Here is a 13,156-nt window from a genome sequence, read left to right as displayed (position 1 = left end):
TATGAAGCGCACAGCCGACGGCCGGCCATCAGGCAAAAAACAGCCGGTCAAACAGGAAGCCGGCAGCAGCAAGCGGCGGGTCATCCGCCCGTCTTCACCGGCATTCCTGCAAAAGTTCCAGCGGTCCGGGAGCAGATATGCCGCCGATCATCCGCTGCCGAAAGGCGCGCCGCCAAACGCATTTATCAATTCGCTCTGGTACTCGTGCTACATTCACGAAGGAGAACAAATACTGGCTCCGCAATATGCCCCATGCATGAAGGCGTTCCTCAAAGGGTACTGTCTGGGCGCGGGCATGAAGAAGCCGGACTGGGTGCTCATGCCGACCTTGAAAAGCGTCGCAGCAGTCATTACGGTGCGCAATGAAGGAGCGACGGTATCGAAAGTGCTTGCGGAGCTGAGCCGGCTGCCGCTGAAAGAAATCATTGCCGTCGTCAACGGATCGGCGGACAACAGCTTTTCCGAAGCCAGAAAATGCCCGTCCGCCACGATCGTCCATATCCCGGAAGCGTTGGGGTATGACGTAGGCCGCTCGATCGGGGCTAAACTGTCGACCGCGGATATGGTGCTGTTCCTTGACGGCGATATCCCCATTCAGGCGGAACGGCTGATACCGTTCATTCTCGCTGTAGAGCGGGGAGCCGATGTGGCGCTTAACGATGTGACTCCGTTCATCGGTTCTTTCGCGGGCAGGGATAGCGTGACGATGATGAAAGAGTTTTTGAACATCGTCCAGGACAGGCGCGATTTGAACGCGAACTCGATGACGGCGGTTCCTCACATGCTCTCGCGCAAAGCGATCGAACGCATCGGGACGGGCAACCTGGCCGTTCCGCCCAAAGCCCAGTCGCTCGCCATCCGGCACGGTCTCTCCGTTTGCGCTCCCGCGAGCGTCGATGTCTTTAAAGCGAACAAAGCGACCGGGTTCAACAAAGGGGCGGCGAATCCGGTTTCCAAGCTGATTCTCGGCGATCATCTGGAGGCTTTGCACATGTTAATGGAGAAAAACGGCAGCCGGCTCCGCTACGAGGACGATATAAGGCAGCGGTCCGCATTTGCGGAGGGAACGACATGAGCATGACGAGCATTATCATCCCCACCTACAATGCCCAAAAACTGCTTGGGGACTGCATCGCTTCCATCCGACAGCATACGGATACCCCCTACGAAATTATCGTAGTCGATAACGGATCGACAGACGGAACGATTCCGTTTTTGCTCAAGGAAGCCGTTCCTTTCATCTCGTTCCATGAAAATAAAGGCTTCCCGATTGCCTGCAATGCAGGACTTAGGCTTGCGAAGGGCAGCGAGCTGCTGCTGCTCAACAATGACGTGCTGCTGACTCCGGGCTGGCTCCGCAATATGCTGGATTGTCTGTACCATCGGGAGGATGTGGGGCTCGTCGGGCCGATGACCAATTATGCCAGCGGCCGGCAGATGATGGGCGATTCGTACACGACTTTGGAAGAAATGTCGCAGACATACAACGTCGGCAAAAAAGGAACGTATACGGAGGTCATGCGGCTGATCGGCTTCTGCCTTTTGTTCCGGCGCTCGGTGTCGGACGCAGTCGGTCAGCTCGATGAGCGGTTCAGTCCGGGCCATTACGAGGACGACGACTTTTGTTACCGCGCGAGGCAGGCAGGCTACCGGCTAATGATCGCGGAGGATACGTTCGTGTTTCATTACGGCAGCGCCAGCTTCAATAAAAAAGGCAAGGAGCGGTTTCAAAAGATCGTGGACCGTTCGCGGCAGCTTTTTTTGGAAAAATGGGGAGTCGATCCGGCCGCTTTCATATGATGGAAAGGATGCAAGGCCGATGCCATTTTCACGAGGAGGATTGCGCATGAGTACGACCAGGATAGCGGGAGCCGAAGGAACGAACGCGCCATGAAACGGATTGCGCTGCTGGGCGCTAACGGACAATTGGGAACCGACATCAGCCGCGTATTTGCCGGCAATCCGGCGTACGAAATCGTCCCGGTCACCCGCAAGGAGTTGAATCTGGAAAACACGGAAACGATAATCCCGTATCTGGAAAAGCTGGAGCCCCTCGATGCCGTGATCAACTGCACGGCTTTTACCAACACGGAAGCATGCCAAAAGGACCCGCTGAAGGCGCTGGTCGTCAATTCGATCGCGCTGCACCGGATTGCCGTGTTTTGCAAGCAGGCGGATGCCGCCTTGTTCCACTTTAGCACGGATTACGTCTTTGACGGCATGAAAGAAACGCCTTATGCGGAAGACGACGCGACGTATCCGCTCAATGTGTACGGCAGCACGAAGGCGGCGGGGGAAAAAGTGGTTGCCGCTTATATGGACCGCTATTTTATTTTTCGCGTGTCCTCCTTGTTCGGCGCTGCGGGTTCGAGCGGTAAGGGCGGCAATTTTGTCGAAACGATGATCCGTCAAGTCCGGCAGGGCAAGCCGGTTTCCGTCGTTGATGATATCATCATGTCGCCGACGCATACGATGGACGTGGCCAAGGCGGTCTACGCGTTTTTCGAGCGCGATGTGAGCGAATACGGCATTTATCACTGCTCCTCGGAAGGGGCTTGCAGCTGGTATGAGTTTGCCGTCACTGCGTTCGGCTTGTATGGCATCGATTTTGAAGCGAAGCCGATTCCGTCCGGCCTCTACGAAAGCACATGCAAAAGGCCTACCTACAGTGTGCTGGATTCCGCGAAACTGGGCCGTTACTACCGGATGCCACACTGGAAAAGCGCGCTGGAGCAGTATTTGCTGCTGAAAGGGCATGTGGCGGAAAGCGGCGGACAGCCATGAAGACCGCAAAAACGCCGCCGGGCGGCGGTGCACAGCCGAAGGCCGCTGCGACCGGCCCGGATAGCGGCTGGGAAGCCGGGAACCGGGCCGGTTACCGGCAGGGCTGGGAGCACGGATTCCATATGGGCCGCTGCCAGCGGATCATCCGGGATTTTCCCCGGGAAGAGGGCATTCTTTGGGATTTGAAGATTATGTATGTCAAAGCCTCCGGCCCCCCTTATGCCTCGATGGACGAAGGCATTGCGGACGGCCTGCGCAAGCTGGTGCGCGAGACGATCGCCGTAGGCCCTCGCGACAACGTCGTTTCCATCGCCAAGGCGACCGGGCCCGATCTCGTCCTTGTGCTGGACACCGCCGGCAAATCGCTGGCGATCGACAAGGTGAAGGCTATTCGCTCGGCGGGGATACGGACGGCGGTATGGCTGCCGGACGATCCTTACCATACGGATCTGACGATGCTGCTCGCGCCTCATTACGACTACGTTTTCACGCTGGAGAGCAGCTGTGTCGACGTATACCGGTCGCTTGGATGCAAGCATGTGCATTATTTGCCGTTCGGCATTAACCCGGACGCGGTCAATCCGGCCTTTGTGCCCGCCTCGTACCGCAAAGACATTTGCTTCATCGGCTCCGCTTTCTGGAACCGGGTCGCGTTCATGGACGAAATGGCGGGTTACCTCGCCAATAAAAATGTTTGGATCAACGGACTTTGGTGGAACCGGATGAAATCCTACCGCAAGCTCGCCTCCAAAATCCACAACGTCTGGCTCACTCCGGAGGAAACCGCGAAATATTACGCGGCTTCGAAAATCGTCATCAACCTGCACCGCTCGATCGACGACTCTCACAACTGCAACAGCGGGGGCATTCCCGCCTATTCGCCCAATCCCCGGGTGATGAGCATTGCGGCATGCGGCACGCTGCAGCTTACGGATATGCGACGAGAGCTGGCAAGCTTGTATACGCCGGGCCAAGAGCTGGATACTTTCGATTCTCCCGGCGGGCTGATCGAGAAGATCGAATACTATTTGAGCCATGAAGAGGAGCGGCAGCAGATCGCGCTAAACGGATTGTCCCGAACGCTGCGGGAGCACACGTACCGGAGGCGGCTGCAGCAGCTTTTAACGATAACGAACGGGGACTCCGCGAAATGAGGAAGGTGAGGAATGCGATGAAAACGAAACAAACTGACAGGCCCAAGCGGAAAAAGCCGCTGGCCCAGGCGGGGAAGACGGCCGCGGCCGGGACCATCGCCAAGGAGGGCAACCCGCGCGGGCGCGGTTCGAACCGGCAGGGGCCGAGCGGGCACAGCCGCGTCCATGGAACTTACCGGCAAGGCTTCGACCACGGATACGACAGGGGGTATGCCGAAGGATTCGGCAAAGGCTTTAAGGCGGGCCAGGACTTTGCCGATCCGGCTCCGCCCGCGCCGGGAGATGCACTGGGGGGTGCGCTGGGAGATGCATCGGGGGATGCGCCTGTGAATGCACCCGGGATTGAACCTGCCTTTTAGCGCAAGTCCCACTTCATGAGCAGTCCCGCATGCGTCAGGCCGCCGCCAAAGCCGTACAGCAGCAGCGTATCGCCGGCTTTCACCTTGCCTTCCTTGACGCCGAGATCGAGTGCCAGCGGAATGGAAGCCGCGGAAGTGTTGCCGTAGTATACGAGGCTGTACAGCGCTTTTTCGAACGGAATGCCGCTCTTGTCGCAGATCGACTCGATAATGCGGAGATTGGCGCTGTGCGGGACGAACCAATCGATGTCTTCCAAGCCGAGCCCGCTTTTCTCAAGCAGGGCGGCGATGCCTTGCGGCACCGTGGTCACGGCGAATTTGTACACCTCGCGCCCGTTCTGCACGAGCTTGCCGTCGCCGGCAAGCCGGATGCCGTGCAGCTCGGAGGCCAGCCCCGTGCGGTACACATGCTTGCCTCCGGTGCCGTCGGAACCGAGATGATGAGCGAGGAACGACGGCTGCTCATCGTCTTTTTCCACCAGCACGGCGCCTGCCCCGTCGCCGAATAAAATACAGGTGGAACGGTCGGTATAATCCGTTATTTTGGACAAGCTGTCGCCGCCGACGATGAGAATTTTGCGGTGGACACCCGCCGAGATCAGCCCGCTTGCCGTATGCAGCGCGTATGTAAATCCGGCGCAGGTGGCGTTCAGATCGTACGTGCCGGTCGCGGGAATGCCGAAATGCGCCTGAATCAGACACGAGGTCGAAGGGAACGGCAGATCTGGCGTATGCGTAGCGACGATGATCAACTCGACGTCGTCCAGCCGCGAGCCGTATCGGGAAGTCATGTCCTCGACGGCACGGATGCAAAGATGGCTCGTATATTGCTCGGCGGCCGCAATCCGGCGTTCCCGGATGCCGGTCCGCTGGACGATCCATTCGTCGTTCGTGTCGACTAGCGCTTCCAGGTCGGCGTTGCTCAGCACTTTATCCGGCACATAACTGCCGATCGCCGTAATTCGGGCATGCAATGAAGGGGCTGTGTGCATAACGTTCACTCTCCAATGGTAAAGTATATAGTATCAGATATTAGTACCAGGTGCTAATTTATAGTTTTACTCTAAATCAAGCTAGTCGAAAAGTCAATTGTTGTTTCCTTTAAGAACAATAAAAGACGATTCCTTATTCAAAAAAATGAATTAGAATCGTCTTTTAAACGAACTTTAAGTTTGAAATAAGATCATTTGGTGACCTGTAAGACTCACGGACACGCAAGTATAGCCTTCTTCGTTCGTCATATGAGGTATAGTTATCATCTCGGGCAGCAGCATGGCTTGTTTTACCGACTCGTCCAATTTGATCTGCACGGAGATGTCTTTTAATGTAACCACATCTTCGATGATCTGGGTATCTCCACGCAAGATGGGAACGGCATAGAGCAAATGCAGCACGTATTCAGTCCCATTGGATTGACGGGTCAGGTTTACTCTACCAGCGGAAGGCAGATCGGTTTTCACTGTTGGTGCTGAGATAAACTGTTTAACACACGCAAGGAATAAGTCTCTATATAGCTGCACGCCATGTTTCCGATACAACCTGAATAGAGGTTGAGCGATATAGATGATATTGCCGTGTTTAATAACGGCCGGATAATCCGCTTCTTCTTTGGCCGGAGCATGGAGATGCGAACAGAAATGCCCGTATCTACGGTTGAAATAAGGCCTGTAGGACTGGGCCAACAGTTCAGCTTTGTTCACCTGAACTTGATAACCCGATTCATAATTGAGAAAAGGGGATCTCACTAGTGAACCAGTTAGTTGATGAGTGACTAAGGTGTAATCCACATCCCACTCTGATTTCCCTTTAAATTCAACGCCTAGATCTAGCGCGAATTCAGGTCGGTCAGCCCAAAGTCCACTTTCTGCGCTCAAAATCACATTTCCGCCGCTAGCTATATAATCTTCAAGTTTGCACTGTAAGGTATCAGATACTCGAATGCAGTCGGGCAGTACGATAATTCGATAGACGGAGAAGTCCATCGAGTCATCAATGATATCGAACAAATAGTGGCCCTCTTCCAGCATCATATAAGCACCCATGTCACTTGTTCGGCTATCATCGGCATCCATGAGAGCATTGGCTGAAAGGATGGCAATCTCGGCTATGCTGGTCGTATCCATACACCATGGTTCTTTGGCCGCAATTCCATCGAAAGCTTCCCCAATAATCCGGTAGGTTTCTTCGTCCATTCGTCCGTCTGGGTGGAGCTGATCCCCGATACAAATTCTTGCGCCGAAAGCTAGCATTTGCTGGCATTCATACTTCAGAGCAGCCGGATTTTTGAATCCGCCGAATTCTCCCCACGATTTGTGGAATTTCCCTGTCATTCCAAGATACTGGAAGTCTTGTTTGCGAATGTACCGAACCATGCTGGTGAAGTAATCATAACCCCATCCGCCTGTTGGCAGCGATTCGATGTCGTAATGTGAATAGTAAGGGTAGTATTGTTTTTCGCCCATTTTTTCCGTGCAGCAGTTATGATACAGTCTGGTTCCCGGGTTAAGGGACCAGATTAGTTCGGAGGTCTTCTGCAAGTAATTCAAGTACACTTGTTTGGCCAATTGCTTGCGGTGATCCGCGTTGTTTGCATCAAGCCCCATTTCTTTGAGGCTAGCGCGGCAGTAAGAACATACGCAAGGATATTCTCCTACAATATCGTAAAAGATGCCGATTGGCTGGAATCTCTCCGTAACTTCCTTCGTATAGTCCAGAAGATACTGTAAGTACGGTGTGTTCAGACACAGCATATGCCAACCGTCAAAGCCGGACGAACGGGGGGCCTCTGGATCCGATTTCGGTGGACCGTAAGGGTCATCACCTTCGGGGGCGATCGCCACCCAATCAGGGTGCTCGCGGGCAGAAAGCTCATTAAATCCAACCGTAATATATATTGGAGCTTCGATGTCATTTTTGGCGCAAGCATCTAGCATGCGCGGCAACATATTCGTTTCCAAATGAGGGTGTGGCTTCCCGACCTTCGTGTCAAAATAACTCCAACCATGATGGCACATCGCGAAGACGTTGATTGTATCTACTTGAGCACTTTGCAAAACAGAGATGAATTGTTCTTCATCGAAATCTCTGCCAACGCCGGTAATGTGCTCGGACGTATGGAAGTCCAGGTGGACTTGGCGGTAACGAATAGATGTAAATGACTTCATAGATTCACATTCTTTCTACGTGTATTGTTATTCCTTGTGAACCGTCAATCCGGATGGAAACTCACATTTAGAATAACAAAAGCGCTGTGGACTGTCTTTGAAGGAATGTGCGCTATTTATACAAAACTATCCTAATCTTTTTAATATCCCTCCCTTAATCGTTTGCGATATGCGGAGGGTGACTCGCCGTAATTTTGCGTAAATAATCGCGAGAAGTAATGTATGGAACCAAAACCAAGGTCTTCGGTGATATCGGTGATAGACAGATTGGTCTCACGCAGAATCTTTTTGGCTCTCTCCAGCTTGCATTTAATCGCATAAGAATGAGGGCTCATGCCTATTTCCTGGATAAATAACTTATGCAGATACGATGTGCTTATCCCTAGTTGTGAAGCCCATTGCTCAATAGAAATATTATGTTGAGGAAATTCCTTCATTTGCTTCATGATCGATTGCATTCTTCTGTCACTTTTAAGGATGGGATTCCGCCAGAAGCTCGCCAATTCTGAAACAAATTGCTCAAAAGCAGCCCTTCTGAAAAGCTTGGCATCTTCCTGTGTCTGCTCGATATTTTCAATGACATGCAGATATAATTCCATCCATCTCATCTGTTTGGGGGCGTGCATTTTGGTAGGAATCGTAGGCAAATCGTGAAATACGACGTTAGGTGAGCACTCGGAAGTATCACAGATCTGGTCTCCGAAATGAAACAAAGACATATCTCCCGCTCGGGGTCTCGTGTTGATCCAATCAAAGTAAATCGAAGCATGAACCATCGGATGCTGGTGATCTGAATGAAAAGAGTGGGGCAGGCCCGGCGGAATGTAAAATAGCTCTTCTCTGGTACAGGAATACATAGATGTTCCAATGGATATTGAACCCTTGCCTTCATAAATGTATACAAATGAATGTACGAACGATGTGCGCGGACCAATTCGCTCATTGGGACGAAACGGAAAATAATCGGCACGAAATATTTGCGGCACAATGTCCGAAAGTTGTATCGTTTTCACTTCTAGATTCATATATGCAGTGTCACCTCGATCACCTTAATATTTGTATAATACAATACTTTATGAATGAGATTTGCAGGATGAAAAAATAAAACATTTGTAAATTTATGCCATTGTCAAAAGAAGATAATCGATTTATACTTTGAACCAGAAGCATAGTAAACCTTCTGGTATCGATACCAGAAAACGCTTTATGTATTCAGATTTTAATTATTTGGGTATTTAACGCTGAAGTTGGTATCGATACCAGATTGTAATCTTACACGGGAAGGTGGTTAGCCTCTGCGGACGTTTTGCCTGTCATTCTGGAATCGATACCAGAAATAATTCTTAGACGAAATGTTTATGCTAATGGAAAACGTGAAATCAAGAGGGCGTCGTATGTGGTTGGGGAAAGCTGAAATGAGCCTTGGAGTTACAAATGTCTGATGTGATATCAAATTTCTCTAAATCGGAGGAACAAAACTATGAAATTTAAAGCATTGTATAGTGTGCCACTAGCTCTTAGTTTGATTCTTGTCGTTTCTGCCTGTGGTGACCAGAATAATACGAGTACTTCGACGCAAAAACCAACAACGACCGGTTCTAATCAAAATGAAAGCGCTTCTAACCAGAAGATTTCGTTAACGATGTGGTATTGGAACGGTGCGATATCCGATTCAACCATTGAAGCAGCGAAGAAAAAATTTCCGAATATTGATTTGCAAGCACAGAAACTTCCGTCCGGGGGTGACTATGCTACCAAGTTAAAAACAACCATCTCAGGTGGAGGAAGCGGGCCGGACATCGTAGCGATGGATAGCTGGATTTCTTCCATGCTGCCTTACAAAGAAAAATTCGTCAATCTATACGACCAAGGCGCTAAGGACATTCAGCCTCAGTATTTGGACTGGAAATGGAAAATGGCCGCGTCAGCAGATAACAAATATTTGATCGGCTTGCCGATCGACGTCGCTCCTGTAGTTATGTACTACCGCAAAGATTTGTTTGAGAAGGCGGGAGTGCCTAGCACGCCGGAAGCCATTAAGAGCCAAGTGAAGACATGGGGAGATTATTTCAGTCTTCAGCAGAAAGTGAAAGACGCAACTGGATCGCAATTGCTATCCATTGTGGATGTTTTCAGAAACATCATAGGCCAGAATAGCCAAGGTTATTTTACGGAAGATGGGAAATATATTGGTGATCAGGCCCATATCAAAGGTGCTTGGGATTTGGCTGTGAAAGCATACCAATCCGGCTTAACGTACCCGAATGTTAGTGATGCTGAGAAAAATGCTGCCATGAACAACAGCAAAGTTTCTTCTTTCATCGGGGCGTCTTGGGCCGTTGGTGATTTGATTGGCGCAGCTCCTGACACGAAAGGGAAATGGGAGATTGCCTACCCGCCTGGTGGCGTGGGCAATCAAGGTGGATCATTCTTCGGATTGTTGAAAACAACGAAAAATCCGAAAGAAGCTTATGAAGTGATTAAATTCCTTACAAGCCCTGACAATCTGGTTGCTGGATACAAGGAATTCGGTAACTATCCGTCTACGCCGGAAGTTTACACGAAGCCTGAAATGGTCAATAAAAATGAGTTCTTCGGAAATCAAGATTTGAGCCCGATATTCGCTGACGCGGCAAAAGATGTAAAAATCGCACTTGTCGATGCAAGAGACGATATGGTCGGTACTTCTTTGACCGATGAAATTGGATTAATTGACACGCAGAAGAAAGACCCGGAAAAAGCTTGGAAAGATGCGCAGGAGAAAATTAAAAGGCAGCTTTCACGCTAAACTGGATTTGGCAAGAAAATGAATGAAATAATGGATGCAGGTGAGGAAAGGGACTTCCTCGCCTTATCCAATTAGCGGAGGAATAGCATGGGAGGTCTTTTTAAAGAAATTTATAAGAGCAGAACACTGTATCTATTTATTTCTCCATTTTATCTTTTGTTCCTGATCTTTTCTGTATTTCCCATTTTGTTCTCGATGTACTTAGCCGTACATAAATGGGATGGAATCGGGGAAATGAAATATGTTGGATTCAAGAATTTTGATTATATGCTCCATGATCCGACTTTTTGGAAGGTGTTAGTCAACAATATCGCACTTTGGATATTGGGGAACGCCCCGCAGCTTCTATGTGCATTGGTCGTCGCCTATATCATCAATTTATCCATCGTAAGATTCAAAGGCTTTTATAGAATTGCTTATTTTCTTCCGAATGTAACGGCTATGGTGGCTGTTGTCATTATCTTTCAGTCTTTGTTCGGCAACGAATACGGGTTGATTAACTATTTGATGGAAAAAATCGGCTTTCATAAGATCGCGTGGTTAAATTCTGAATTTGGGGCCAGAGTCGTGATTGCCGCCATGATTTCATGGAGATATATGGGGTATAACGCAGTTATTTATTTATCGGGCTTGCAAAGAATTCCAAAAGATCTGTACGAAGCAGCAGAGCTGGATGGCGCTACATTATTTCAAACTTTCACCCAAATTACGATACCCATGCTCAGACCCATCATCTTGTTCTCAGTGATGATGTCGACCATCGGCGGGTTTCAAATTTTCACGGAACCTCAAGTATTAGCTGGAAATCAAGCACCATACCCAGGTACCGATACGATCGTTCTCTATATGTTCCGGGAAGGTTTTAATTATCAGAATTATGGTTATGCAGCTGCGGTATCTTGGGTGTTATTCATCATCATCGGCTTATTATCCGTCCTCAATTGGAAGTTTTTCAACAGATCGGATGATTGATAAAAAGGAGAATACAAGATGATTGTTGAAGTATTGACCAAAAAAGTAATCGTAAATAGTTTATTGTTGATCGGTGTCGCGATTTCCATATTTCCGTTTTACTGGCTTATTGTCATGTCTACGAATGAGACAAGTGCAATCTTTGCTTTTCCTCCGAAGTTAACGTTCGGAACTAATTTTATGAATAACTTTCATCATGTATTGGAGAAAAGCAATTTTATTCGTGCCTTCTTCAACACAGTTTCCATTGCCTTAATGAGCTGCACGCTTCAGCTATTTTTCAATTCATTGACGGGATTTGCGTTTGCCAAATTTAAGTTTCCAGGTTCTAAATTGCTCTTTTTTGCCATGATGGCTACGATGATGATTCCTGCGCAAATGCTGCTTGTCCCGCAATTCATCATCATTAAGGAGTTTGGGTGGTTGGGAAGTTATAAGGCCTTGATTATCCCGGGCATGGCAAGTGCATTCGGAATTTTCTGGATCAGGCAATATGCGCTTGCGATTCATGATGATTTGCTTGAGGCTGCGAGAATCGATGGCTGTAATAAATTTGGACAGTATTGGCATGTTGCTTTGCCGATTCTAAGACCTGCACTAGCCTTTCTCGCTATCACGACGTTTATGGGAGTTTGGGAAGATTACTTATGGCCATTGATCGTATTGACGGATACATCCAAATTCACATTGATGTTGGCCTTGCAGCAGTTAAAATCGGCTCATTCGGCAGACTATTCCATGGTCATGACTGGAGCTCTTATGGCTACCCTTCCATTGATTGTCTTCTTCCTTATTGTGAGCAGACAATTCATCGCTGGGATCACAGAGGGGGCAGTAAAAAGCTAAGATATACGTTGGAAGAGAACACGTTTTTCGGAAGGTAGGGTGACAAAGTTGGCTCCAAAGATTAAAGATGTCGCCAAACAAGCGGGTGTTTCCGTGACTACGGTTTCGCGGGTGCTTAATGGAGAGAAATACGTAAAGGACGATCTAAAAGCTAAAGTGAAGAGAGCTATCGACGAGCTCGGGTACGCGCCTAGTCATATCGCAAGGAGTCTGGTACGGAAAAAGACGAACCTTATCGGTGTCATTGTCCCAGACCTCACGTCAAGCTTTTACTCGACTATTCTAAGCAGTATTGAAGAAACAGCAAGTCGGAATGATTACAATCTTTTGGTGTGTAACATTATTGAGGATACCGATAAGGAATTCAAATATTTGAAAGTATTTCATGAAATGCGCGTTGATGGCATTATCATTATGCATGAGAAATTGAATGATGAAATCCGGGCATTTTTGAATAAACTGGACATTCCGATTATTTTCTCAAGTGTAAGACCAACTGATCAAACGTTCCTTTCTGTGATCATTGATGATTACGCGGCAGCCTTCGATGCAACCCATTATTTGATAGAGCTTGGACATCAACGAATTGGCTTTATTGGCGGGGACATGAGAGATGTGACCTCCGGCCAAAATCGCTATATCGGGTACCGCGATGCTCTATCCGAGCGCAGCATCCCCATCGTAGATGAGTACATTCGGTTCGGCGATTATAAAATACAAAGCGGATACAATCTGATGAAAGAGATTCTGGCTTGCGGTACCCATCCAACCGCTGTATTTGCTGTGAGTGATGATATGGCTGTAGGGGCTATGAATTGCATTCATGATCATCAGTTGCAAGTTCCTGAAGACATTTCGGTCATAGGATTTGACGGAAGTCAGTTGACGGAGTTGGTTCGACCACAGTTATCCTCGATGGAGCAGCCTATTCAAGAAATGGGGAAAGTTACGGTGGAAACGCTGCTTGATTTGATTACAGGAGAAACGGAAACGCCAAAGGCAGATATCATTTTGAAACACAAGCTTGTTGTCCGCAATAGCTGTGGGCCTTATCGTGAAGACAAAAAGGCATAGAAAAACGTAGATATA

12 protein-coding genes are annotated in these 13,156 nt (G+C 49.0%); 9 read left to right on the top strand and 3 right to left on the bottom strand.

Translation table 11 applies throughout. From position 1 onward, the window contains the following. Position 1 precedes the first annotated feature (1 nt). From AC0LWT_RS07645 to AC0LWT_RS07625, 5 genes are all read left to right on the top strand, one after another. A complete protein-coding gene (locus AC0LWT_RS07645) occupies positions 2-1,075 on the top strand; it encodes a glycosyltransferase family 2 protein (RefSeq protein ID WP_474680631.1) in 1,074 nt (357 codons plus the stop codon). Then, a complete protein-coding gene (locus tag AC0LWT_RS07640; protein ID WP_474680630.1) occupies positions 1,072-1,800 on the top strand; it encodes a glycosyltransferase family 2 protein in 729 nt (242 codons plus the stop codon). Before AC0LWT_RS07645 ends, AC0LWT_RS07640 begins: the two co-directional genes overlap by 4 nt. Before the next feature lie 90 nt (positions 1,801-1,890). Beyond that, positions 1,891-2,784, top strand: a complete 894-nt coding sequence (gene rfbD / locus AC0LWT_RS07635) for a dTDP-4-dehydrorhamnose reductase (protein ID WP_474680629.1) — start codon at positions 1,891-1,893, stop codon at positions 2,782-2,784. Then, entirely contained in the window at positions 2,781-3,938 is a 1,158-nt protein-coding gene (locus tag AC0LWT_RS07630; RefSeq protein WP_474680628.1) for a CgeB family protein, read from the top strand. Before rfbD ends, AC0LWT_RS07630 begins: the two co-directional genes overlap by 4 nt. Before the next feature lie 17 nt (positions 3,939-3,955). After that, on the top strand, positions 3,956-4,297 hold the full coding sequence (locus AC0LWT_RS07625; RefSeq protein WP_474680627.1) for a hypothetical protein: 342 nt from the start codon (positions 3,956-3,958) through the stop codon (positions 4,295-4,297). Here AC0LWT_RS07625 and AC0LWT_RS07620 read toward each other — a convergent pair. From AC0LWT_RS07620 to AC0LWT_RS07610, 3 genes are all read right to left on the bottom strand, one after another. After that, positions 4,294-5,289 carry a ketoacyl-ACP synthase III gene (locus tag AC0LWT_RS07620; RefSeq protein WP_474680626.1) on the bottom strand — a complete coding sequence of 332 codons (996 nt, stop codon included), beginning with the start codon at positions 5,287-5,289 and terminating at the stop codon, positions 4,294-4,296. The genes AC0LWT_RS07625 and AC0LWT_RS07620 overlap by 4 nt on opposite strands. 174 nt (positions 5,290-5,463) lie before the next feature. Beyond that, positions 5,464-7,461, bottom strand: a complete 1,998-nt coding sequence (locus tag AC0LWT_RS07615) for an alpha-amylase family protein (RefSeq protein WP_474680625.1) — start codon at positions 7,459-7,461, stop codon at positions 5,464-5,466. A 140-nt stretch (positions 7,462-7,601) separates the two neighbouring features. Next, the gene (locus tag AC0LWT_RS07610) at positions 7,602-8,486 is read right to left on the bottom strand and encodes an AraC family transcriptional regulator (RefSeq protein WP_474680624.1); all 885 of its coding nucleotides are present in this window, start codon (positions 8,484-8,486) and stop codon (positions 7,602-7,604) included. A gap of 455 nt (positions 8,487-8,941) precedes the next feature. Here AC0LWT_RS07610 and AC0LWT_RS07605 point away from each other — a divergent pair, with 455 nt between their 5' ends. From AC0LWT_RS07605 to AC0LWT_RS07590, 4 genes are all read left to right on the top strand, one after another. Further along, entirely contained in the window at positions 8,942-10,249 is a 1,308-nt protein-coding gene (locus tag AC0LWT_RS07605) for an ABC transporter substrate-binding protein (protein WP_474680623.1), read from the top strand. A gap of 87 nt (positions 10,250-10,336) precedes the next feature. Beyond that, positions 10,337-11,221, top strand: coding sequence for a carbohydrate ABC transporter permease (locus AC0LWT_RS07600; RefSeq protein ID WP_474680622.1), 885 nt, complete (start codon positions 10,337-10,339; stop codon positions 11,219-11,221). An 18-nt stretch (positions 11,222-11,239) separates the two neighbouring features. Beyond that, positions 11,240-12,067, top strand: a complete 828-nt coding sequence (locus AC0LWT_RS07595) for a carbohydrate ABC transporter permease (RefSeq protein ID WP_474680621.1) — start codon at positions 11,240-11,242, stop codon at positions 12,065-12,067. A 48-nt stretch (positions 12,068-12,115) separates the two neighbouring features. Next, entirely contained in the window at positions 12,116-13,141 is a 1,026-nt protein-coding gene (locus AC0LWT_RS07590; RefSeq protein WP_474680620.1) for a LacI family DNA-binding transcriptional regulator, read from the top strand. Positions 13,142-13,156 lie beyond the last annotated feature (15 nt).

It is taken from the genome of Paenibacillus sp. sgz302164 (assembly GCF_056120505.1).
This window is presented reverse-complemented; position numbering and strand designations above follow the sequence as displayed.